24 protein-coding genes are annotated in these 22,599 nt (G+C 70.6%); 10 read left to right on the top strand and 14 right to left on the bottom strand.

The features are described 5' to 3' along the window. Nucleotides 1–3: 3 nt before the first annotated feature. Nucleotides 4–1,650 (bottom strand): BCCT family transporter, encoded by a 1,647-nt coding sequence (locus ACYVD1_RS05235; protein WP_460768496.1) that lies wholly within the window; start codon nt 1,648–1,650, stop codon nt 4–6. 243 nt (nt 1,651–1,893) lie between these two features. Continuing rightward, nucleotides 1,894–2,424 carry a GNAT family N-acetyltransferase gene (locus tag ACYVD1_RS05230; protein WP_460768494.1) on the bottom strand — a complete coding sequence of 177 codons (531 nt, stop codon included), beginning with the start codon at nt 2,422–2,424 and terminating at the stop codon, nt 1,894–1,896. A 118-nt stretch (nt 2,425–2,542) separates the two neighbouring features. On the opposite strand from ACYVD1_RS05230, the gene ACYVD1_RS05225 reads away from it, so the two are divergent. Beyond that, nucleotides 2,543–3,139 carry an HAD family hydrolase gene (locus ACYVD1_RS05225; protein WP_460768492.1) on the top strand — a complete coding sequence of 199 codons (597 nt, stop codon included), beginning with the start codon at nt 2,543–2,545 and terminating at the stop codon, nt 3,137–3,139. Between the two features lie 56 nt (nt 3,140–3,195). Here ACYVD1_RS05225 and ACYVD1_RS05220 read toward each other — a convergent pair whose 3' ends face one another. The 3 genes from ACYVD1_RS05220 to ACYVD1_RS05210 form a co-directional block, all read right to left on the bottom strand. Then, a complete protein-coding gene (locus ACYVD1_RS05220) occupies nt 3,196–4,083 on the bottom strand; it encodes an alpha/beta fold hydrolase (protein ID WP_460768490.1) in 888 nt (295 codons plus the stop codon). Between the two features lie 364 nt (nt 4,084–4,447). Then, the gene (locus ACYVD1_RS05215; protein ID WP_460768488.1) at nt 4,448–5,266 is read right to left on the bottom strand and encodes an aldo/keto reductase; all 819 of its coding nucleotides are present in this window, start codon (nt 5,264–5,266) and stop codon (nt 4,448–4,450) included. A 75-nt stretch (nt 5,267–5,341) separates the two neighbouring features. Next, a complete protein-coding gene (locus ACYVD1_RS05210) occupies nt 5,342–6,349 on the bottom strand; it encodes an NADP-dependent oxidoreductase (protein ID WP_460768486.1) in 1,008 nt (335 codons plus the stop codon). A gap of 185 nt (nt 6,350–6,534) precedes the next feature. Between ACYVD1_RS05210 and ACYVD1_RS05205 the strand changes: the two genes are divergently transcribed. After that, nucleotides 6,535–7,452, top strand: coding sequence for a LysR family transcriptional regulator (locus ACYVD1_RS05205; RefSeq protein ID WP_460768592.1), 918 nt, complete (start codon nt 6,535–6,537; stop codon nt 7,450–7,452). Between the two features lie 57 nt (nt 7,453–7,509). Here ACYVD1_RS05205 and ACYVD1_RS05200 read toward each other — a convergent pair whose 3' ends face one another. Further along, the gene (locus tag ACYVD1_RS05200) at nt 7,510–8,439 is read right to left on the bottom strand and encodes an arylamine N-acetyltransferase family protein (protein WP_460768484.1); all 930 of its coding nucleotides are present in this window, start codon (nt 8,437–8,439) and stop codon (nt 7,510–7,512) included. A 41-nt stretch (nt 8,440–8,480) separates the two neighbouring features. Continuing rightward, a complete protein-coding gene (wrbA, locus tag ACYVD1_RS05195) occupies nt 8,481–9,113 on the bottom strand; it encodes an NAD(P)H:quinone oxidoreductase (RefSeq protein ID WP_460768481.1) in 633 nt (210 codons plus the stop codon). Between the two features lie 120 nt (nt 9,114–9,233). On the opposite strand from wrbA, the gene ACYVD1_RS05190 reads away from it, so the two are divergent. From ACYVD1_RS05190 to ACYVD1_RS05175, 4 genes are all read left to right on the top strand, one after another. Beyond that, nucleotides 9,234–12,491, top strand: a complete 3,258-nt coding sequence (locus ACYVD1_RS05190) for a BTAD domain-containing putative transcriptional regulator (protein WP_460768477.1) — start codon at nt 9,234–9,236, stop codon at nt 12,489–12,491. Between the two features lie 85 nt (nt 12,492–12,576). Beyond that, nucleotides 12,577–12,729 (top strand): hypothetical protein, encoded by a 153-nt coding sequence (locus tag ACYVD1_RS05185; RefSeq protein WP_460768475.1) that lies wholly within the window; start codon nt 12,577–12,579, stop codon nt 12,727–12,729. Between the two features lie 79 nt (nt 12,730–12,808). Then, nucleotides 12,809–13,765, top strand: a complete 957-nt coding sequence (locus tag ACYVD1_RS05180) for an endonuclease/exonuclease/phosphatase family protein (protein WP_460768471.1) — start codon at nt 12,809–12,811, stop codon at nt 13,763–13,765. Nucleotides 13,766–13,848: 83 nt separating this feature from the next. Beyond that, nucleotides 13,849–14,685: a TIGR03619 family F420-dependent LLM class oxidoreductase gene (locus ACYVD1_RS05175; RefSeq protein WP_460768468.1), complete on the top strand. Its 837-nt coding sequence runs from the start codon at nt 13,849–13,851 to the stop codon at nt 14,683–14,685. A gap of 35 nt (nt 14,686–14,720) precedes the next feature. Here ACYVD1_RS05175 and ACYVD1_RS05170 read toward each other — a convergent pair whose 3' ends face one another. Then, on the bottom strand, nt 14,721–14,957 hold the full coding sequence (locus ACYVD1_RS05170) for a hypothetical protein (RefSeq protein WP_460768464.1): 237 nt from the start codon (nt 14,955–14,957) through the stop codon (nt 14,721–14,723). Between the two features lie 76 nt (nt 14,958–15,033). Here ACYVD1_RS05170 and ACYVD1_RS05165 point away from each other — a divergent pair, with 76 nt between their 5' ends. Beyond that, nucleotides 15,034–15,483: a GNAT family N-acetyltransferase gene (locus tag ACYVD1_RS05165; RefSeq protein WP_460768461.1), complete on the top strand. Its 450-nt coding sequence runs from the start codon at nt 15,034–15,036 to the stop codon at nt 15,481–15,483. A gap of 71 nt (nt 15,484–15,554) precedes the next feature. Here the strand turns inward: ACYVD1_RS05165 and ACYVD1_RS05160 are convergent, their stop codons facing one another. Beyond that, nucleotides 15,555–16,157 (bottom strand): TetR/AcrR family transcriptional regulator, encoded by a 603-nt coding sequence (locus tag ACYVD1_RS05160; protein ID WP_460768458.1) that lies wholly within the window; start codon nt 16,155–16,157, stop codon nt 15,555–15,557. 52 nt (nt 16,158–16,209) lie between these two features. Between ACYVD1_RS05160 and ACYVD1_RS05155 the strand changes: the two genes are divergently transcribed. Together ACYVD1_RS05155 and ACYVD1_RS05150 are read left to right on the top strand one after the other, a co-directional pair. Beyond that, complete coding sequence (locus tag ACYVD1_RS05155; protein ID WP_460768455.1) at nt 16,210–16,683, top strand: GNAT family N-acetyltransferase; 474 nt, start codon at nt 16,210–16,212, stop codon at nt 16,681–16,683. Between the two features lie 68 nt (nt 16,684–16,751). Further along, complete coding sequence (locus ACYVD1_RS05150; RefSeq protein ID WP_460768453.1) at nt 16,752–16,952, top strand: helix-turn-helix domain-containing protein; 201 nt, start codon at nt 16,752–16,754, stop codon at nt 16,950–16,952. 25 nt (nt 16,953–16,977) lie between these two features. On the opposite strand, the gene ACYVD1_RS05145 is transcribed toward ACYVD1_RS05150, so the two are convergent. Then, complete coding sequence (locus tag ACYVD1_RS05145) at nt 16,978–18,486, bottom strand: MFS transporter (RefSeq protein WP_460768451.1); 1,509 nt, start codon at nt 18,484–18,486, stop codon at nt 16,978–16,980. Between the two features lie 59 nt (nt 18,487–18,545). Here ACYVD1_RS05145 and ACYVD1_RS05140 point away from each other — a divergent pair, with 59 nt between their 5' ends. Next, a complete protein-coding gene (locus ACYVD1_RS05140; protein WP_460768449.1) occupies nt 18,546–19,289 on the top strand; it encodes a TetR/AcrR family transcriptional regulator in 744 nt (247 codons plus the stop codon). A 16-nt stretch (nt 19,290–19,305) separates the two neighbouring features. Here ACYVD1_RS05140 and ACYVD1_RS05135 read toward each other — a convergent pair whose 3' ends face one another. The 4 genes from ACYVD1_RS05135 to ACYVD1_RS05120 form a co-directional block, all read right to left on the bottom strand. Then, nucleotides 19,306–21,108 (bottom strand): alkyl/aryl-sulfatase, encoded by a 1,803-nt coding sequence (locus ACYVD1_RS05135; protein WP_460768447.1) that lies wholly within the window; start codon nt 21,106–21,108, stop codon nt 19,306–19,308. A gap of 215 nt (nt 21,109–21,323) precedes the next feature. Next, the gene (locus tag ACYVD1_RS05130; protein WP_460768444.1) at nt 21,324–21,806 is read right to left on the bottom strand and encodes a DUF1269 domain-containing protein; all 483 of its coding nucleotides are present in this window, start codon (nt 21,804–21,806) and stop codon (nt 21,324–21,326) included. 113 nt (nt 21,807–21,919) lie between these two features. Then, nucleotides 21,920–22,072, bottom strand: coding sequence for a hypothetical protein (locus ACYVD1_RS05125; protein WP_460768442.1), 153 nt, complete (start codon nt 22,070–22,072; stop codon nt 21,920–21,922). A 15-nt stretch (nt 22,073–22,087) separates the two neighbouring features. Next, entirely contained in the window at nt 22,088–22,588 is a 501-nt protein-coding gene (locus ACYVD1_RS05120) for a DUF3592 domain-containing protein (protein WP_460768440.1), read from the bottom strand. Nucleotides 22,589–22,599 lie beyond the last annotated feature (11 nt).

The raw sequence follows: 22,599 nt of genomic DNA, 5'->3' as shown, positions 1-22,599 counted from the left end.
ATGTCAGATCTCATCCTCCTCGGACCGCCCGGCCGCGGCCCCGCCGTTCTCGCGCTGATGGTCCCGTTTCATCCTGCGGGCCCGCGCCTCCAGGGGCGCGCTCCGCTGCCTCTGGACGCCGGAGCCCTGCGCTGTCTCCGCTTGGAGGGATGTCACCAGTGCGGCCATCATGAAGAAGCCGATGAAGAAGAACGGCAGCCCGATCACGATGATCGTCTGTTCCAGTGCCTCCAGGCCTCCCACCCCGGTCGCCGTGAGAAGGGTGGCGGCGACCACCCCCTCGGTGACGCCCCAGAACACCCTCTGACGGGTCGGCGACGATTCGGTGCCGGAGCAGAGCATGTCCACCACCAAGGACGCGGAGTCCGAGGAGGTGGTGAAGAAGATGACGACGATGAGGATGGCCACTGCGGACAGGACCGTGGCCCACGGGTAGTTGGCCAGGAACGTGAACAGGGCGCCCGGGATGTCCTCGTTGACGACGACCTCCTCCACCAGGTCACCGTCCCGGGTCATCTCGATGTCGAAGGACGACAGCCCGAAGACGCTGAACCAGACGATGCTGAAGGCCGTGGGCAGCCCCAGCACACCCAGGACGAACTGGCGGATGGTGCGCCCCTTGGAGATCCGCGCGATGAAGATGCCGACAAACGGCGACCAGGTGATGGTCCACGCCCAGTAGAAGACCGTCCACGACCCCTGCCATCCCGTGTCGCCGAACGTGTCGGTCCAGAAGGCCAGCGGTACGAGCCACTCCGCGTAGACACCGGTGGTCTCGATGACGCCCTTGGCGAGAAAGACCGAGGACCCCGCCAGGAACACGAAGACCAGGAGCCCCACCGCCATCAGGATGTTGATCTGGGAGAGCCACTTGATGCCGACGTCGAGTCCGGTGGCCAAGGAGATCACCGCGATGCAGGTGACCACGGCGATGAGGATCACCTGGGTGACCGCGCTCTCCTGGACACCGAACAGGGTGTTGAGGCCGCTGTTGATCTGCATGGTACCGAGGCCGATGGTGACGGCGACACCGAACAGGGTGCCGATCACCGCGACGATGTCGACCGTCCGCCCGATCGGACCGTGGATGCGCTCGCCCAAGAAGGGATAGAAGATCGAACTCACCCGGAACGGAAGGCCCTTGCGGTACACGAAATAGGCGAAGGCCAGCGCGGGCAGGCAGAAGATCGTCCAGGTGTGCAGGCCGAAGTGGTAGAGCGTGAAGCCCATGGCCTGTTGAGCGGCCTCGACCGACTCGGGTTCCGCGTTCTGTTGTGGCGGGTTGGCGAAGTGGCTGACCGGCTCCGCCACACCCCAGAACATGAGGATGCTGCCGATGCCGGCCGCGAACAGCATGCAGAACCACGAGAGATTGCTGTAGTCGGGCTTGCTGTCCGGTGCACCCAAGCGGATGTGGCCGAAGCGGCTCAGCGCGATCCAGATCAGGAAGATCAGGAACGAGGTCACGCCGAGGATGTAGACCCACCCGAGGTTGGAGAGGATCCACTCCGAAGCCGTACCGAAGACGAGGTCCATCGTTTCGGTGAACGCGATGGCACACACCACGAAAACGATGGTCAGCGCCGCCGATATGAAGAAGATTGCCGGGTTTGTCTCCAGACCCAGCTTCCGTGCCAGCTTTTCGAGCATGCCGACTGCTTTCTGGTGTTTCGGGGTTGTTCGGCAGGGAAGAAAAACCCCTTCGCCCACGTGACTATCTCGGGCAAGGATACGCACCGGGAGGGGGTGACCTGTTATGCCGTTCCCTTGTACTGGAGTTGGAACCGTCCTTCCCCGGAGACATTCCCACCACACCGAAATACATCGGTGAAAATATCCCAGAATCCATCAGGCGATCATCGATCCATAAATGCGAACAAAAGCCAACAGACCTCACCTGACGAACACTGCGCCGGGGCGCCCGTCCGGTGCGTCCGGCCCGAAGCCGACCTGGCGCCAACCCAGCCGCAGGTACAGGCGGCGCGCGGGAGTGTCCGCATCGGTGGTCTGGAGCCACGCCCGGCCGGGGATCTCCGCCACTACCCGCTCCATCAGAGCGGCGCCCAAGCCGCGCCCTCCCGAGTCCGGATGGACCGCCAGCAGGAAGACGGCGTGCGTCCCGTCGAGCTCCCGGTGGGCCTCTCCCAGCCGATCGCACAGCTGCTGCCCCCAGAGGTCGTCCTCGGCCCACGTCCACGGATGTGCGTACACGAAGCCCTTGAGCTCTCCGCCCTGCCGGGCGGCGAGGGTGATGGTCGCGGTCTTGCCCCGGTAGGACGCGTAGAGCCGCGCGAACAGGGCTGCCGCGGAGGGCGGTTCACTGAGCGGGGGCGGCGCGGAGGCCGCGGCGTAGAGCCGTTCGACCTCGTCAGGGGCGGGAGCGGTGTGGGGGGTGCAACGGATGATGCTGTGGGGCGTCGGCATACCGTCGTGAGTACCGTTCCGTGGCGAAGCACGCAAGGGTTCAGTGGCGCGGCACGCGGGAAGAAGCCCACCCGTACCGGCCCTGAAACCACCCGTTCGCAACCCCTGGGAGCAACTCTTGGACGCAGTGCTGTTCGACATGTTCGGTGTAGTCGCCATGGACCAGTCGCCGACGGTCCGCGCCGCGATGGTGGAGTACTCCGGCCACGACCACGGCACCTTCTGGAACGCCTACTGGACGCCGCGCCCGGACTACGACCGCGGCGACCTGGACGGCTCCGCCTACTGGAAGGCGGTGGGCGACCTCCTCGGCACCCCGTTCACCCCGGGGCAGGTCGAAGACCTGATCGCGCTGGACCTGGACAGCTGGTCGCGGCTGAACGAGGACACCGTGGAGATCGTGCGCGAACTCTCCGAAGCGGGGACCCCGCTCGGCATGCTCTCGAACATCCCCCAGGAGCTGGCCGCCCGCTTCGAGGAACGCCACGCACACGTGTTCGCCCTGTTTCCGGTACTGGGCCTCTCCTGCCGGATCGGCCGCGCCAAACCCGAGGCCGACGCCTATCACTGGTGCCTCGAACGGATGGGTTTCCCCGCCGACGGCGTCCTTTTCGTGGACGACAACCGGGCCAACGTGGAAGCGGCCCGCGCCCTGGGACTCCGAGGGCACGTGTTCACCTCCGCCGCGGACCTGCGCCGGGCGCTGCCGGAGTGAGTGCACGGACTCCGGTACCGGGAGGGCCGCGGCCCGCGGCACCGGAGGACTGCGGGTCAGGTGTCGAGTTCGCGCAGGAGCTCGGCGACCGCCTCGGGCTGCTCGTACAGGGACAGGTGCCCGGCCCCCTCTATGGTGCGCACCTCGGAGTCGAGGAACCGGCGGGCCGGCCCGTGTAGGCGCGCGGGTGAGAAGAACGGGTCGTGCGAGCCGGTGGCCACCCGGACCGGGGTACCGGACCAGGCCATGAAGGACTCCGCGTGGAGCGGGGTCGGGGTCGAGTGGGTTCGGCAGTGGCGCGACACCAGCGCCAGCCACTCCGCCTCGGAGCGGTGTTCCGCACAGCCGGTGTCCGTGGACGGGCCGCTGAGGAACTCGATGAGTCGGGTACTGGTCTGCTCGTTGGGATGGATCATCCACGGCAGGGTCGCGCGCATCGACTCCGAGCTGACACCGGCCGCCGTCAACCCGGCGGGGTTGAGCAGCAGCATTCCGGCGACCAGCGGGTTGGGGGTCGAGGACAGCGCGATCGCCGCACCCCTGGAGTGGCCCAGCACGAGGACCGGGCCGTCGGTGATCTGCGGCAGCAGTTCGTCGAGCCACGCACCGTAGGCTCCGACCCGGGCACCTGCGGTCCGCTGACTACAGCTCAGACCCGGCTGCCCGGGAAGGTCGACCAGCAGCACCGGCCGGTCCGCGGCGAGCTCGCGGGCGGCAGGGACCGTGGTGGCGGCGTTGAAGTTGGTTCCGGACAGGACCAGCACCGGCGTACCTGTTCCACCCGAGGCCCGAAAGGCCTGTGTGGGACCCAATCGGGTCTCCACCGGAGGAAGGGGGCCGAGTTCGGGCCACTGGCTCAGGGCTTTGTGACACCAGGCGTGCACGGACCGCTCAGCGGTTTCGGAGCGGTAGACACGCGCGGCGCGAAGGGGGACGACGGTCATGAATCTGGTTTCGCGTAGAGAGAGATGTGGCGTCCGCCGTGTGAACTGTCCCGGCGCACCATGGAGGACTGTACGCCTCTGTTCGGCCCCTCGCCACTCCGGGACGCAAGTCCCTGATGAGGTGTCGCCGGACGGCCGCGCACAACACGTCTATACCCCTCGCGAAGTGTCCCGTGTTGGCTGTGTTTGCCCTGGTACTGGGGTCGATTCTCCGGCCGGAAGCGGTCATCCGACCGTACCCGGGTTTACCCTCGGATCGTCGGACCTGGTGGCCCGCACCGGGTGATCGGTACGGGCCACGATGGGATCATCGGGACGTTGAACGGTCCGTCCGCTGGGTTAGGGCGTGTCCGGCGAACACAGCCTAGTTCAACGTGTCAGGGTCCGGGCCGATGCGGCCGCCGCGGTCGAGGGTGTCGATCCGCTCCATGTCCTCGGCGGTGAGTTCGAAGTCGAACACGTCGAAGTTCGCCTTGATCCGCGACGGGGTCACGGACTTGGGAATGACGACGTTGCCGAGCTGGAGGTGCCAGCGCAGCACGACCTGGGCCGCGGACTTGCCGTGCTTGGCCCCAAGGTCGACCAGGGTCGGGTCATCGAGCAGGCCCTTGCCCTGGCCCAGCGGGCTCCAGGCCTCCGTCAGGAGTCCGTGGTCGGCGTTGGTGGCGCGCATGCCGGTCTGCGAGAAGTACGGGTGCAGTTCGATCTGGTTGATCGCGGGCACGACCTCGGCCGAACCGATCAGGCGCTCCAGGGTCTTGGCGGTGAAGTTGGACACGCCGATGGCCTTGGCCCGCCCCTCGGCGTGGATGCGCTCCAGCGCCTTCCAAGTGTCGATGTAGGAGTCGCGCTCCGGGGCCGGCCAGTGGATCAGGTACAGGTCGACGTACTCGGTGCCCAGGCGCTCCAGGCTCGCGTCGAAAGCCTTCAGGGCCTTGTCGTAGCCCTGGTCGTCGTTCCAAAGCTTGGTGGTGAGGAAGATGTCCTCACGGGCCACACCGGAGTCGGCGATGGCCCGGCCGGTGCCCTTCTCGTTGTCGTAGAGCCGTGCGGTGTCGATGCTGCGGTAACCGGCCTCGATGGCGGCCGTGACGGCGGTGTGGGCCTCGTCGTCGGGAACCTGCCAGACGCCGTATCCGAGCTGCGGCATGGTGAGGCCGTTGTTCAGCGTGACGTGCTGCAAGGGTGTGCCTTTCGACTGTGTGGGGTGTGGGGTGTGCCGTGGCGCATCATGCCACGGCCCGGTGTGGGGATGGGTTCAGGAGCCCAGGCGGACCAGCATCTTGCCGGTGTTGGCCCCGCGCATCATGCCGAGGAAGGCCTCTACCGAGTGGTCGATCCCGTCCACCACGGTCTCCTCCGTGCGCAGCTTTCCCTCGGCCAGCCACGGTCCCGCGAGCTTGTGGTACTCGGGGGCCAGGTCGCCGTGGTCGCCGACGAGGAAGCCCTGGAGTTTGATGCGCTTGCCGACCAGCAGAGCGAGGTTGTCCGGCCCGGGTACCGGCTCGGTGGCGTTGTAGACCGAGATCGCTCCGCACAGGGCGGCCCGGCCGTGCACGCGCATGCCTTGGATGGCGGCGCGCAGGTGGTCGCCGCCGACGTTGTCGAAGTAGACGTCGATGCCTTCGGGCGCGGCTTCGGCCAGCTGTCCCTCGAGGTCGCCCTCGCGGTAGTCGATGGCGGCGTCGTAACCGAACTCCTCCAGCAGGCGGCGCTTCTTCTCAGGGCCGCCGGCGGAGCCGATCACCTTCGATGCTCCGAGCAGCTTGGCGAGCTGGCCGGCGATGCTGCCGACCGCACCCGCGGCACCGGAGACGAACACCACGTCGCCCTCCTTGAGCCCGGCGACCGCGGTCAGCCCCGCGTAGGCCGTGAGGCCGACCATGCCGAGCGCGCTGAGGTAGGCCTGCGCGGGAGCGGCGTCGGTGTCGACGACCTTGGCGCGGGTGGCGTCCATGAGTGCGTACTCGCGCCAGCCCTGGAAATGCAGGACGGAGGAGCCCACGGGGACGTCAGGGCTCTCGGAGGCGACGACGGTGCCGACGGCGCCGCCCTCCATGACCTTCCCCAGTTCGAAGGGCGGCACGTAGGACCTCACGTCGTTCATGCGGCCGCGCATGTACGGGTCGACCGACATCCAGTCGTTGCGGACCAGGATCTGGCCCTGCCCGGGATCGGCGACGACGGCCTCGACCACGGCGAAGTCCTCGGGCTTCGGCTCACCGGAGGGCCGGGCGACGAGGTGGACTTCCTTGGAAACGGGCATGGTGAAGCTCTCCCCCTGATTCGACTTCGTGGGTCCGGGAACCGGCACAGCCACGGGACCTCGACACTAGACCCGGGCGGCATACAGATGCCAATAGAATCGGCGAGGTGACCTATAGGATTTCCAATGGTTCCGCCTCGTCAGCTGCGAAGCCGGTCCCGTCGTCGGCCCCGGCACCGGATCCCGTGGCGGACGGGCCCCTCGACCTCCAGCTGCTCCGCACCTTCCTCGCGGTGCACCGCTCGGGTTCGTTCACCGCGGCGGCGCAGCTGCTAAGACTCTCGCAGCCGACCGTCACCACCCAGATACGTACCCTCGAGCGCCGCCTGGGTCACGAGCTCTTCGAACGCCTCCCACGCGGTGTGGCACCCACCGCCGACGCGAACGACCTCGCCGCCCGCGTAGCGGGACCCCTCGACGATCTGGAGGTGGTGGCGGGCCGGACCGGCCCCGGCTCGTCGTCGCTACCGCCCGTGCCGCTGCGCTTGGCGGGCCCGGCCGAGCTGCTCGGCGAGCGCGTGCTGCCCGCGCTCGCCCCGCTGGTCACCGGCGAGGACCTGCGCCTGCGCGTGCACACCGGACTCACCGACGAACTGTTGGAAGGGCTCCGGGCCGGACGGCACGACCTGGTGCTGTCCACGGTCCGCCCCCGCGGCCGGGCGCTGATCGCCGAACCTCTGATGGACGAGGAGTTCGTCCTGGTCGCCGCACCCGCATGGGCCGAACGGATCGGTCTCGACCGAGTCCAGCGCCAGGGCTGTGCCGCGCTCTGCGGGGTGCCGTTGGTGACCTACGCCGACGACCTTCCCATCGCGCGCCGCTACTGGCGGCACGTGTTCGGGGTGCGGCTGACCTACACGCCCGCGATCACCGTTCCCGACCTGCGTGCGGTGATGGCCGCCGTGATGGGCGGGGCGGGGGTGACCGTCCTGCCGCGCTACCTGTGCCAGCGGGCGCTGCTCGACGGGGATCTGGTGGCACTGCTGGAGCCGGAGGACCCTCCGTTCAACACCCTGTACCTGGCCCGGCGCCCCGGTGTGACCGACAATCCGCACCTGGAACTGGTCCGGTCACGCCTCTTGGGAGCAGCCCGCCACTGGTGAGGCCGCCCGCCCCAAGCTCATACGGCCCGGGTTCGGACGGCCCCGCGGCTCCCGGGATCACCCCCCGAGCGGCGATTCCTCCGGGAGCTCCTGGGTGCGAAGGCGCTCCACGAGAGCGCGTTCCCGCTCCTCGGACAGGTGGATCCCGAAAACCGAGCGGAGTGTCCCGGGGACGTCCTCCTCGGAGATCTCGCGGGTGCTCTTCTGCCCGTTCGGCAGGTAGGTGTTCAGGACCAGTCCGGCGAGCGCGTGCCGCTCCTCGGCGCCGTTGAATGCGGCGATGGGCTGCTGGGTGAAGGGTGAGGACTCGTGGGTGGCGGCGATGATGTTCTGCTCCGCGTAGTCGGACCGGTAGTGCCTCTCCTCGGTGAACTGCACGACGTTGAACCAGTCGCCCTGCTTCGGACGCCGGTAGCGGAGTACCCAGTGGTCCAGGTCGGAGCGGTCCATCCGGTACTCCCACGGCCCCGTGGCGGTCCGTACGCCCTCGGCCAAGGGGACCGGGCCGCGCGGCCCGACGTTGCCGATACCCACGTCCACGTGAAAGTCCGTCCCGTCGACCAGCACCGACAGGATGGCGTGCCCGCGCCCGGTGATGACGCGCTCGTCGGCGCCCATCAGCATGCGGGCGTTGCGGCCGGTCACCTGGAAGCCCAGGCGGTCGAGGACCGTGCCGAACAGGATGTTCTGTTCGTTGCAGTAGCCGCCGCGTCGGCCGCGCACCATCTTGTCCTGCAGGGAGTCGATGTCGAGCGGGATCGGGACACCGAGGTAGGCGTTGATCCCCTCGAACGGGATCGCCTCCAGGTGCGCGGACTGGAGAGCCCGCAGTGTGTCGAGGGTCGGAGCGAGCGGCCCGTCGTAGCCGATCCGCTCGAGGTAGGCCGCCAGGTCCAGGGGTTCGGAGTCCCAGCGGGCGGACACGTGGGGACGCCCATCCTCGTCCGCGCGGCCGTCGTGTTCCATGGTCGTGTTTTCGACTGTCATCGGAGGCTCCTTCTGGCTGGGTCGGGAAGTGGCACCGGTGGTCATCCGGTGCGGGCGGCGGCCAGGGTCCCGGCGAAGGCGGCCAGCCGTCCGCCCTGCCAGCGGGCGGCGGCGAGCACGGCCTTCACGTACTCCGGGTCCGCCTCGGCCCGCTCCTCGACCTGGCTGACGCCGTACGGGTTGCCACCCGCCGCTGCGACCAGCTCGTAGTCGACGTATCCGGTGGGCACGATGACCGCACCCCAGTGGAAGAGCGTGTTGTAGAGGGAGAGCAGGGTGGACTCCTGGCCGCCGTGCTCCTCGTAGCTTCCGGTGAATCCGGTCGCGGGCTTGTCAGCGAGCTCGCCCGCCTGCCAGGGGTCGCTGGTCGTGTCCAGGAACTGCCGCAGCTGGGCGGCGGCGTTGCCGTACCGCGTAGGCGAACCGAAGGCGTAGCCGTTGGCCCACCGCAGGTCGTCCAGCGTGGGCTCGGGGATGTGGGCGGTGGCGTCCAGGTGGGCGCGCCAGTGGGGGTGGGCCTCGACCACCTCCGCGGGGGCCAGTTCGGCCGCCCGGCGCAACCGGACGTCGGCACCGGCGTCGGCGGCCCCGTCCGCCACCGCCTCGGCGAGGCGGTGGATGTTGCCGGTGGACGAGTAGTAGACGACGGCGATGCGGGCGTTCTGGGCGGTCATCGGGTTCTCCCTGTTCGTGTGGGACTGCGGCGTTGGGCCCACCGTGGCCGCGGGCGCTGACCGTCGGCTGACCGTCCGCTGGCCATCTGCCGTCAGGGGCGAGCATCTAGTGTGGGCGGCATGAGATTCGGGGTTCTCGGTCCGATCGCGGTGTGGACCTCCGGCGGCGAGCGGGTGCGGGTTCCCGGCACGAAGGTCCGCGCCCTGCTGTGCGTGCTGCTCGTCCACGAGGGTCATCCGGTGTCCGTGGACCGTCTGGTGGACGCCCTGTGGGACGGTCGCCCGCCGAGCCAGTCCGCCGGAGCGCTCCAAACCAAGGTCTCGCGCCTGCGCAAGGCGTTGGACCAAGCCGAGCCGGGCGGGCGCGCGCTCGTGGAGCACGGACCGGGCGGGTACCGCCTGGCGGCGGACCCCTCCGACGTGGACGCGACGCGGGCGCGGGAGCTTCTGGAGCGGTCGAGGAGCGCCACCGATCCGGGTTCGAGGGCCGAGGCTCTGCGGGAGGCGCTTGCCCTGTGGCGGGGACCGGCCTACGCCGACGTTGCGGACGAGGGGTTCGCCCACCACGCCGCCGCCCGCTTGGAGGAGCTGCGGCTCACCGCTGAGGAGGAGCTGGCCCAGGCCCGGTTGGAGTTGGGCGAACACCGGCTGCTGGTGGGCGAACTGGGCGACCTGGTGGAGCGGCACCCGTTGCGGGAACGTCTGCGGGCCGCGCACATGCTTGCGCTGTACCGGTCGGGTCGGCAGAGCGAGGCCCTCGACAGCTTCGAGTGGCTGCGCTCGCACTTGGCGGAGGAACTGGGCCTGGACCCGGGCGCGGAACTGACCGCCCTGCACTCGTCCCTCCTGGCCCGCGACGCCTCATTGGAGCCCCCGCCCGAAGCGGCTCCGGGCCCTCCGCGCGGCCGCACCAACCTTGCCGCGCCGCTCAGCGGGGAGCCGGACGGAGGTCTCGTGGGCCGGGGCCCGCAGATCGACCGGGTGCGCGCACTCCTGGGGTCGGACCGGTTGGTCACCCTGGTCGGGCCGGGCGGGGTCGGCAAGACGCGGCTGGCCGTGGAGGCCCTGCGCGGGATCTCAGACCGGTTCCCTGACGGGGTGTGGATGGTCGCGCTCGGCGGGCTGGGGCCCGAGCCCGGGGGGCAGGTCTCTGTCGATACCGAGAGCATCGCCGAGGCGGTGGCGGCCGTGCTGGGGCTGCGTGAGGGGGTACCCGAGCACGCTCCCCGGGAGAGGGACCGGCGCGGGTCAGCCGAACGGCTGTGCGCCGCCTTGCGGGACCAGCGGGCGCTCCTGCTGTTCGACACCTGCGAGCACGTTCTGGACCCCGTCTCCCGCCTGTGCGAACAGCTGCTGGAATCGTCCCCGGGGGTCCGGGCCCTGGCCACCAGCCACGAACCATTGGGACTGGTGGACGAGCGGGTACACCCCGTTCCCCCGCTGGAACTGCCCGAGAGCGCGGAGGAGGCCGACCGCTCGGCCGCGGTGCGCCTGTTCGTGGCCCGCGCCGCACGGTCCTCCCCGGGGTTCGCGCTGAAGGAGGACGACCGGGAGGCGGTGGCCGCGGTCTGCCGCCGCCTGGACGGGATCCCGCTCGCGCTAGAGCTGGCCGCCACCCGGGTGCGCACCCTGGGGGTCCGCGAACTGGCGCGGCGGCTCGACGACCGTTTCCGGGTCCTGGGCCGGGGGCACCGGACCGCGCCGGAACGCCAGCGCACCCTGCGCGCGGTGATGGACTGGAGCTGGGAACTGCTGGACGGCGACGAACGCGCCGTGCTGCGCCGGCTCGCCGTCCACCGGGGCGGCTGCACGCTGGAGGCGGCCGAGCGGGTGGGTTCGGGCGGCGGCGTGCCCGAGGACGACGTCCTCGACCTGGTCGCCCGCCTCTCGGACCGCTCCCTCGTGGTGGTCGAGGAGGGGGCGGCCGGTTCACCCCGGTACCGGCTGTTGGAGTCCGTGGCCGCCTACGGCTTGGAGCGGCTGGCCGAATCCGGTGAGGGTGAGCGTGTGCGGCGGGCCCACGCCGAGCACCACACCGACCTCGCGGAAGAGGCCGAGCGCGGGTTGCGCGGGCACCGGCAGCGCGATTGGCTGTGCCGTCTGGACGCCGAGGCCGCAAACCTCCGGGCCGCCCTCGACTGGGCCGCCCTCGCATCCGACCGGGGCGCGGACGAGCTGGCCGTACGGCTGGCCGGGGCGTTGGGACGGTACTGGACCATGCGGGGCCGGCTCAGGGAGGCGCGCCGCTGCCTGGCCTCCGCGCTCGGCACCCGAGCCGAGGTCGGCGGGCAGCACTCCCCCGCCCGGCTGCGGGCCATGGCCTGGCGCACCGCCGTCGGCTTCCTGGACCCGGTTGACGAGGACCGCCACGACCAGCTATCAGAGCTGTTCGACGCCTACACGGCCGCCAACGACCCTGTGGGTGCCGCCCACGCACGGTTGCTCTGCGCGGCCAGCATGCTGGGTGCCGGGGACACGGCCGTCATCGGCGGGCTGGCGGAGGAGGCCCTGACCGCCTTCCGCGCCCTCGGGAACAGGTGGGGGATCGCGTCGGCGCTCGTCGTCCGGGCCGAACTGAACTTGGTCGGTGGGGACCTGGACCGCTGCCGTACCGACGCCGAGTCGGCCCTGGCCCTGTTCCGGGAGGCCGGGGACGACCACGGCGGGCTGGGCGCCACCCGCATCCTCGGCACGCTGGCGGAGATCGGCGGCCGGTACACCACCGCCCGGCGGCTGCACACCGACTCCCTGCGGGTGGCCGAGGACCTCGGCCTGTGGACGTTCGTCTCGGAACAGCTGTCGGGGTTGGGGCGGCTGTCCCTCCTCGCAGCCGACTTCGACACCGCGGCGGACCTTCACGAGCGGGCGTTGCGGATCGCGCGGGAACGCGCCCACGGTGCGGGCGCGGCCTTCGCGGAGAACGGGCTGGCCCTGGCCGACCGCCGAAACGGCAGGCTCGATGCGGCGGAGGAACGCATGCAACGGCTCATGGAGTGGAACGAGCGGAGCGGCTACCTGCCCGGGGTCGCCCTGGGCAAGGCGGAGCTGGGGTTCGTTGCGGAGCTGCGGGGCGATGCGGACGCCGCACGGAGGCTGCACTCGGAAGGTCTGGTAGCGGCGCGGGCCACCGGCGATACGCGCGCGGTGGCGTTGGCGCTGGAGGGCTCCGCGGGGGTCGCGGTCCTCGACGGTGACGCGGAGGAGGCGGCCCGTCTGTTGGGGGCGGCCGCGGCCGCACGGGAGTCTGTGGGCGCGCCCCTGCCCGAAGCGGAGAGGGGCGACGTGGACCGCATCGGTGCACGGGCGGAGGCTGTCCTTGGGGCGCGGGCCTATGCGGCGGCGTTCCGTAACGGACACGGCGCGGACACGTTCGGCTAGGGGACGGCAGCCGGAGGTATCTGTGGCAGGGCCGGAGGTGGCCAGCGTTCCCCCGACCCGAACCGTGGCCGCTAGGGTGCGGGCCATGCACGCTCTGCAGGCACCCTCCGATCCCGCACGCCCGGGCCCGACCAGGGGTCCGGCCCGCAGCGCTTCACTCTCCGACAGCGCCCGCCAGGACCTCGCCCCGGAGCTGCTGATCGGGGCGATCGACCGGATACGGCCGGATGACCGCTGAACGGACGGCCGAACCAGCGGACCCGGGCGACGGACGCAGGACGAACGGGTCAGAGGCAGCCGGCGACGGACGCACACGCTTGGTTCGGCGGACGGCCCACCTGGTCCGCGCGGCCGCCGCGGTCTCCCTCGTGTACGCCCTGGTGCGGGTGTTCGGGCTGGAGTGGGGCTTCCCGCTCGTACAGCTGGTCGCCTACGTCCCCTTGGCCCTGCTGCTTTCACCCGTACTGTTGGTGGGCGCGGCGCTCCTCCGCCAGTGGTGGTCGGTGGCGGCCGTTGCCGTCGCGGGGGTGCTCCTGGCAGTGGTGGTCCTGCCCCGAGCGGTGGCGGACGGGCCTACGGACGCGGAGGGACCGCAGCTGCGCCTGCTCACTCTCAACGCCCACTTGGGCGAGCTCGACCCGGACCTCGTTGTCGACCTGGTCCGCGAACACGAGGTCGAGGTCCTCTCACTCCAGGAGATCACCCCCGAGTTGTTCGAGGGGCTCGAGGCGGCCGGGTTGGCGGAGGAACTGCCGTACGCGGTGGACCGCTCCGACCGGGCGGCCTCCGGCGGCAGCGTGCACTCGGAATACCCGCTCACGGACCTCGGCGACCTCGGGCACGACATCGGTTCACTGGCCCAGCCGAGGGCCGGCTTGGCGGTGCCCGGGGCCGAGCTCCCGCTAGAGGTGGTGTCGGTCCACCCGATGCCTCCCCTGCGGCCCTCCACCATGGCCCTCTGGCAGGAAGGGCTCCGGACGTTGCCCGAGTCCGATGACGACACCCTGCGCATCCTCTCCGGGGACTTCAACGCCACCCTCGACCACGCGGAGATGCGCGCGGTCCTGAACCGGGGCTACACCGACGCCGCCGACCACCTGGGGCTGGGCCTGACCGGGACCTGGCCGGTGGGCACACCGCTGCCCAAGGTCGCCCTCGACCGCATCCTGGTGGACCAGCGGGTGGCGGTGGCGGACCTGGAGTTCCTGGACGTGGCGGGCACCGACCACCGGGGATTGGTCGCCAGCCTGGCCCTGCCCGGAGAGTCGGACTGAGGGCTTCCCGCCGACCGGGGCCGGCGTGACGACGCGCGCGGGATCTTGACCCTCACACCGGTGTCAGGAGCTACGGTCGCCGCATGAGCGAGCTCACCGAACCGATGACCGGACCGCGCCTCCAAGTGGTCCTGCCCGACGAGTCACCCCTGATGCCGCCGTCAGCCCTCGTGGACCTGGGAGTTCGCGCGGAGGCCCTCGGTGTGGACACCGTCTGGCTGCCCGACCACCTACTGCCGCCCAAGCCCTACGGGACGACGTTCGGCGGTGTGTACGAGCCGCTGGTGACCCTGGCGTACCTGGCCGCGCGCACCGAGCGGGTGCGCTTGGGCACGTCGGTCCTGGTACTGCCGATGCGTGACCCCGTTGTCCTGGCGAAGCAGGTGGCCACCCTGGACCGGCTCTCCGGCGGCCGCTTCACGCTGGGGGTGGGCGTGGGGTGGTCGCGCGAGGAGTTCGCGGCCGTGGGGTCCGACTTCACCACCAGGGGAGCCCGGACCGACGAGGCTCTGGAGCTGCTGCGGCACCTGTTCGAGGGTGAGGGCCCCTTCCGGGGACGGTTCCACTCCTACGAGAAGGGGGTGTTCGAGCCGCGCCCGCCGGAGCGGATCCGGCTGATGGTGGGCGGCGGTTCCGAGGCGGCACTGCGCCGGGCGGCGGAGTGGGCCGACGAGTGGCAGGGGGTCGACCCGTCACCCGAGGCCTTCCGCACGGCCCGCAACCGGCTGCGCGAGCTCACCGCGCGCCCCCTGCGCGCTGGAACGCGGATGGCGTGGACCGGGGGCGAAGAGGAGTTCGAGGCCGCGGTGGCGCGCTTTCGCGAGCTGGCGGCCTCAGGCGCGGACTCGGTGGGCGTGTGGTTCGGCGACGTGGAAGGGTTCGAGGAGCGCATGGTGCGGTTCGTGGCCGCCCTGCGCTGACCGGCTCCGGCCCACCCTCCCCTGGCTGGCTCCGGCTACTTCTCCGACCGGAGGATGCCCTTGCCCCCGTATTTCTTGTGGATGGCCTGTTTGGACACCCCGAGGACTTCGGCGATCCGGGCCCAGGTGGTTCCCTGGTTGCGGGCTCGACGGACGAGGACGGCCTCGACCCGTTCGGCCTCCCCTCGCAACTGGACGACGGCGTCCAGACCCACAAGTGGATCGTCGCTATCGATCGACCGGGTGAGCGCGGTGAGCTGTTCGGAGTCCATGGGTCAACGGTAATTGACCGGCCTCCGGACGGCCAGGCCCGGGGCCGCGCGGGGGCGGAGAGCTAGTTTGGGCAACATGCTCACCATCGAACGCGCCGTGAAGACGGACGTGGCGGCGATCGTCGCCATGCTGGCCGATGACCCCCTGGGAGCCTCCCGGGAGACCCCCGACGACCTGGCCCCGTACCTGAGGTCCTTCGAGGACATCGACGCCGACCCGCGCCAGTACCTGGCCGTGGCCCGTCGGCACGGCCGCGTAGTGGGTACCCTCCAGCTCACGGTCCTGCCCGGACTGTCACGGAAGGGCGCCTCCCGCGCCCAGGTGGAGGCGGTGCGGGTCCACAGCGGGGAGCGCGGCAGCGGCCTGGGCACCGAGCTCTTGGAGTGGGCCGAACACGAGGCACGCAGGCGCGGCTGCGTGCTGGTGCAGCTCACCTCGGACGCGCAGCGGGAGGGTGCCCACCGCTTCTACGAGCACCTGGGTTACGAGGCCAGCCACGTGGGCTTCAAGAAGCGGCTCGGCTGAGCCCGCGGAGGGAGCGGCACCCGGGCCCCTGGACGGTCCCCGGCCCCTGCCCGGGTTCGACCGAGCGGGTGTCACTGGTCGGCCCGGCCAGAGCGCCCAGCTCGACCAGACTGGTCCGCCAGGTCGGCCAGGTCGGCTTGGACGGCCCGGGTCACGCGGTCGGTGTCGCCGGTGGCAAGAAGGTCGAGCAGGGCTCCGCGCAGGAGGGCGAGGGCTCGGGTGCGCTGGGCGAGCGCCTCGGGCGTGTCCGGGTCGGGCTGGGAGCGGGCCAGGACCTCCAGCCAGTCGCGGACGGTGGCGGCGGCGAAGTCGGCCCAGGGCCCCTGGGGGGCGACCAGGGAACGGGCGTAGCCCTCCACCCACAGGGTCAGCAGGGGCTGGCGTTCTTCGGCGGTCAGCCACCCCCACACCCGGGCCGCGGTCTCCGGCAGGTCGGTGCCGCGGGGCAGCCGTTCCAGGAGTGCGAGCTCGTCGGCGCGGGCGCGTCCGAGGAGTTCGCGGACGAGCCCGTCCTTGCTGCCGAACAGGTAGAGCAGTACGCGCGGGCTGGTGCCGATGGCGGCGGAGAGGGGGCGCAGGGACAAGTCGGCCAGCCCGTGGTCGAGGGCGTATCGGTAAGCCGCTTCCAGCAGGTGGTTCCGGCGCGGTGAGGGGCTTGATCCGTCGGTGGGCACGCGCCTAGTCTAGGAGCACTGAAACAGTCGTGTCAGTATCCTGGAGGGCGCTGTGAAGACTCGGATCCGACCGCTCGGAGCCCCCGGCGACCTGGGATGGGTGGTCAAGGTCAACGGCGAGGCGTACGCGGAGCAGTACGGCTGGGACATGACCTACGAGGCCCTGGTCGCTAGGATCGTCGCGGACTTCGACCCGGCCACCGGCGCGGCGTGGATCGCGGAGGCGGACGGGGCACGGGCTGGCAGTGTCTTCTGTGTTCCCGACGGCCAACCCGGCACCGCCCGCCTCCGGCTCCTCTTGGTCGCCCCTGGGGCACGCGGCCTGGGGATCGGCTCCGCCCTCGTGGAACGCTGCCTGTCCTACGCGCGGGAACAGGGCTACAAGCGGATGACCCTGTGGACCAACGACGTCCTGGCGTCGGCGCGACGGATCTACCAGGAAGCCGGATTCACCTTGGTGGAGGAGGAGCCCCACCACAGTTTCGGGCATGACCTCGTCGGCCAGTACTGGTCCCTGGACTTGTGACCGGATCAGTCCGGTAGGGGCCGGGATCGTGCCTGGCCCGGGCCCCGGACCGCTGGGAAGGTTCGGGTATGAGCACAGTTCCCAGCACCGGCAGACTCACCCGGGCCTTCACCCGGGCCACGGGCCTGACTCCGCTGCGGTACCAGCAGAGTCTGCGGGTGGAGCGCGCCGAGCAGCTGATCGGTGGCGGTGCGACGGTGGAGTCGGCAGCCCGGGCGGTGGGTTTCCAGGACGCCCGCATGCTCCGCCGCCTGCGTGTGCGCAGCTGAGCGGAACCCCCTTGGCCCTCCGCACTCAACGCTGCCGCAGGAGCACGAGGAGCCCCACCGCCAAGGCGAGCAGGAGTGCGGCACCGGTCAGGCCGGTGGCGGACATCCCCTCGACGAACGCCTCCCGCGCCGAGGCCGTCATGCTCGCCGCGGCCGCGTCGGGCAGTTGTTCGGCGACCCCCAGCGCCGCGCCGAGGCTGGACCCGACCGCCTCCACCCCCTCCTCTGGGACATCGTCGGGGAGCCGTTCCCGGACCCCGGTCCGGTAGAACACCGCGCTGACCGTGCCCAGGACCGCGATACCCAGCGCGGCACCGAACTCGTTCGCGGTCTCCGACACCGCCGAGGCCGCGCCTGCCCGTGCGGGGCTGACGGCGGCGACCACCACGTCCACGGCCAGGGCGACGACCGGGCCCACGCCCATGCCGACTAGCGCTCCCCCGGCCAGAACCCACCAGGTGGGCGGGTCAGCCGGTACGAGGCCGAGTGTGAGCATGCCACCGGCCGAGACTAGGGCTCCGCCCGCGAACACCGTCCGGTGACCCCACAGTCGGGCGGCCGTGGCCGCGGACGCCGAGGCCGCCGCCACCCCGGCCAGGACCGGCAGCAGCATGAGCGCGGCGTTCAGGGGTGAGAAGCCCTGGACCAGCTGGAGGAACTGGGCGGTGTGGAGCATCATCGCCACGAGGGAGAACATCATCAGTGCGCCCGCGAGCACCGCGCCGGTGAACCGCCGGTTGGCGAACAGCGACACGTCCACGAGTGGTACCGCCAGGCGGCGCTGGCGCAGGACGAAGGCCGCCCCGGCGAGCAGGGCGACTGCCAGGGCCGCCGCGCTGGCCGGAGAGACGGCGAGCGCTTCCGCGGCGGTCTTGACCGACCACACCAAGGGCAGGACGGCAGCGAAGGAGAGCAGGACGCTGGGCACGTCGAGGCGCTCGGCGCGTTCGTCCCGGTACTCGGGCAGCACCAGGGCGCCCACCGCCATCAGGGCGAGGATGATCGGCACGTTGATCATGAAGACCGATCCCCAGGCGAAGAACTCCAGCAGGGCGCCGCCGACGATCGGGCCGAGCGCCGCCCCTCCGGCGAAGCCCGCGGTCCACAGCCCGATGGCCCGGGTGCGTTCGGCAGGGTCGGTGAAGATGTTGCGGATCAGCGCGAGCGTGGACGGCATGAGGGTGGCCCCGCCGACCCCCATGAGGGCGCGGGCGGCGATCAGCGCCTCGGGGGTCGGGGAGAGGGCGGCGGCCAAGGAGGCCGCGCCGAAGAGCGCGGAGCCGAGGAGCAGGAGGCGCCGCCGTCCGATCCGGTCACCGATGTTGCCCGCGGTGATGAGCAGCCCGGCCAGCAGGAAGCCGTAGATGTCGAGGATCCACAGCGTCTGCCCTCCTGTGGGGGCGAGGTCCGCGGTGATGGCGGGCACGGCCATGTAGAGGATCGAGATGTCCATGGACGTGAGCAGGACGGGGACGATGAGCACGCCTAAGGCGAGCCACCGCCGGGAGTGGGTTCGCTGGGTGCGAGTGGTCACGACAGCTCCTTGAGTACGGTGTACGCATGCACGTGGGTACACCGTACGCAAGGGTTAGCATGACCGCAACGGCGAACCGGGCGGTGAGTGTGGCGGGACAGGCGTTGAACAGGGAACGCATCGTCGAGGCGGCGATCGGCCTCGCCGACCGCGAGGGGCTCGACGCGGTGTCGATGCGCCGGATCGCCAAGCAGCTCGGCGCCGGCGCGATGTCGCTGTACCGGCACGTCTCCGACAAGGAGGAGCTGCTCCGGGACATGATCGACACCCTCCACGCCCGGCACGCCTACCCCGATCCCGGCGGCCTGGACTGGCGCGAGCGAATGCGCCTGCTCGCCCGGCACGACTGGGCCATGTACACCGCCCACCCTTGGCTGCTCACCGCCGCGGCGACCGTCGCCCCGCCAGCCGGTCCGCACATGCTCGCGTCCATGGAGTGGGCGCTGACCGCTCTCGAACCCCTCGACCTCACCCCTCCCCAGGCCGGGCGCGCGATCATGGCCGTCACCCACTACCTCCAGGGCAGCGCCCGCATGGCACTGGGCGACGAGACCGGGCCGGGCGGCGCGAGCGGACTGGGTGATACCGGTGATCTCGCGGACCGGAGCCCCGGGAACGCTTGGCGCAGGAGGCTCGGCGGCGAGGACCTCTCCGGCTTCCCCTGTGTTGCCGCCCTCGTCAGTTCCTCCCCGGAATCCGATGAGGACGACGGGAAGAAGGGCGGAGACTGGGTCCTCACCGGGCTGGACATGGTCCTGGACGGGATCGCCGCGCAGTCGTCGGCAGCGAGTGCGCTTCCCTGACCGTTCAGGGGCCCGTTCAGGAGGTCACGATGTCGAAGTTCGGGTCGGGCTGGTCCAGGAGACCGAACAGGTGGTCCAGGAGCGACTCGTCACCGGAGAACGCCATACCCTCCGTCCCCTTGCCCGCGAGCAACCGCAGCAGCCGGAACTTGTTCAGGGTGACGACCAGCCCGGGCTCGCCTCGGCGCGGCTTCTCCCGTGTGGTGAGCGCCCCGTTGGAGAGGGTCGTGCGGTACGTGGTGCCCAGGTCCGAGAACACCCAGTCGATGACCATGTGCGTGTCCCAGGCCTTGGGGCCGTTGATCCGGATCGCGAGCGACTCGAAGAGCTGGCCCATCGACAGCGCGGCCGTCATACCGGCGCCCAGGTCGGGCGAGTGGTCCGGTTTGCCGCGCCGCAGCTCGGCTGAGCCCTGGAGGTAGAAGTTGCGCCAGGTACCGTTCTCCGAGCCGAAACCCAACCGCTCGTACACCCCGGCCAGCGCTGCTCGGGCCCGGCCGTGCCCGGGTTCGGCGAACACCGCGTGGTTGAGCAGGGTCGCGGCGAACCGGAGGTCCCCGTGGCCCCGGTACTCGTCCGCCTTGCGCACCACCTCGTCCACACCTCCCATGCAGTCGACGTACCTGCGGGCCTCCTCCTCGGGAGGGTGGCCCCACAGGTGGGCGGGGTTGCCGTCGAACCAGCCCATGTAGCGCTGGTAGATGGCCTTGACGTTGTGGCTGACGGAACCGTAGTAGCCGCGCGTGTGCCACTCCCCCTCCAGTCCGGGCGGCAACTGCAGGTGTTCGGCGATCTCGGAGCCCACGTACCCCTGGTTCATCATCCGCACGGTCTGGTCGTGCAGGTAGGCGTAGAGGTCGCGCTGCTGCCTCAGGTACCTGACCAGGTTGTCGGTGCCCCAGGTGGGCCAGTGGTGCGAGGCGAACAGGACGTCGGAATCGTGCGCGAACAGTTCGACGGACTCGTCGAGGTAGCGCGACCAGATCCGGGCGTCGCGGACCTGGGCCCCGCGGAGCGAGAGGATGTTGTGCAGGTTGTGGGTGGCGTTCTCCGCCATGCACAGGGCCCGGTGTTCGGGGAAGTAGAAGTTCATCTCCGTGGGCGCCTCGGTTCCGGGCGTCATCTGGAAGACGATCCGAACCCCGTCCACGACCTCCTCTTGGCCGGTCCGGGTGATGTCGCGGTTGGGCGCGATGAGGGTGACCGTGCCGCTCGAGTTGGTCTGTCCGAGGCCCAGCCCGATCTGTCCCCGCGGCCCCGGTTCCAGGTGGGATCCCGTGTGGAAGAGGCTGCGGCGGGCCATGGCGGGCCCGGCGTGGACGTTCTCCGACACCGCGTGCTCCATGAACCCGGACGGTGCGAGGATCGGCACGGTGCCGTCCGTGACGCCGCCGACCCCGCCGAAGTGGTCGACGTGCGAGTGCGAATAGATCACCCCGCTGACCGGGCGGTCGCCGCGGTTCGCGCGGTACAGCTCAAGCCCGGCACGTGCGGGTTCGGCGGAGATCAGCGGGTCGATGACGAGGACGCCCTGGTCGCCCTCGACCAGCGTCATGTTCGACAGGTCCAGGCCCCTGACCTGGTAGATCCCCTCAGTGACCTTGAACAGCCCCTGCTTGGCACACAGGCGGGACTGGCGCCACAGGCTCGGGTTGGCGCTGTCCGGGCACTCCCCGTCGAGAAACGCGTAGGCGTCGGCGTCCCAGACCACCCGGCCCTCCTCGTTTCTGACCTGCCCCGGCTCAAGCCGGGCGATCAGTCCCCGGTCCGCGTTGGCGAAGTCGGTGGGATCGGCGTGGTCGGGTCCGTTACCGGTCATCACTTCTCCTCGTCGAGTCGACGCTGGCCAGCGGGCCGGGTACGGGCGCAAGATCCATGATCGGGGCGAGGGGTTCAGCGGAGTGCAACGCTCGGCTCTGTTGTTGACCAAGGCGCCCGGTGAGTACCGGCGGGGGCTGGTCCGCGACCCGGAAGCGGAAGTGAGGAGCCGCCGGTGCGAGTGGCCCGCACCGGCGGCGTGAGAGGGCTCGGGCCCTAGCCTCGGAGTGCCTCGATGAGCTCGTGCTCGTTGTCCTTGGACAGGTTGGTCTGGATGACCGTGGGGTGCAGCGGCCGGAAGGCGTCGACGACGCGGTCGATGGTGGCGTCGTCGGCGAGCAGGAACACGGCGGCCCTGCCCTGCTGGAGTTCGGAGCCGATGTCCTTGATCATGTCGTCGTCGATCCCGACGTCGCTGAGCCTGCCCGCGATCGCCCCGGCACCCGCGCCGACGGCCAGTCCGAGGAGCGGGTTCAGGAAGAGCATGCCGATGAGCGTGCCCCACAGCGCGCCGCCCGCGGCGCCGTAGCCGGTGAGGTTGACGGTCTGGTGGATGCGGGGACGTCCCTTGTCGTCCTTGTACGCGTAGGCGGCGTCCTCCAGGTGGAGGAGTTCCTGTTTGCTGAGGTCGGCGGCGATGTCGAGTGCCTCCTCGGCGGTGTCCCGGTCGGTCACTCCGAGCACGATCAACTGCGCCATTGGTGTGTTCCTCCGTCGTCGGCTCCGGGCCCGGGTGCAGGGCCCGATCTGCCGCAGTCTTCCCGGGGCCGGCTTCGGCCAACGTCACCGGGAGTCCCGGATCCCGCAAAACCTCACCAGTCGCGGAGCGGCCCGCCTGGCCCGTAGCCGGGGTCGTCTGGGTCCTGTTCGCGCCGCACCTGGCGCCGGACCATCCGGTAAAGGCCGTAGGACCAGGCCAGGACGGCCACGGCGACGATCAGGTAGCCGAGCGGGCCGAGTTCCATGCGTGCCTTTCGGATCTACTCCTGTGTCTGCCCGGAAGCGGTTGCCGCCGGATCGGCGCAGTTGCGGGTGGGGTCCTCGGGATCGTAGCGAACGGCCACCTCGCTGCCGGGCGGGTGGCGCTGAGCGTACTTCCAGGCGCGGTGGGCACCCCAGCGCCGCCGGGTGAGCTCGTCGGGGTTGGGAGTGTTCCCCTCGTACTCCTGGCCGTCGACCTCGAACACGTACCTGACCCCGACCCTGTCGAGCTTGGGCTGTGGCTCCCTACCCGCGAGCTCGGGAACGGCGTGGGGCGGTCTGGCCCAGACCGGTTTCGCGACGAGGACGGTTCCGCTTGCGGTGGACCAGTCGGCAGCCGTCCGGGCGTCTCGACGGCGTTCCCGCTCGTTGCCCAGGAGCCGGTAGCCGACGTAAAACGCTAGGGGGATACAGATCGCCAGCAGGCCTATGAGGCGGGCCAGCGGGTGGTTTCGGGAGGGATCAGCGAGTTCGTGCGCGAGGGCAAGGACGATCTCCACTCGGTGCGCCT

This window comes from Nocardiopsis nanhaiensis (assembly GCF_054778635.1).
Note: the sequence above shows the minus strand (reverse complement) of the source record. Positions and strands in the feature narration are given on the sequence as shown.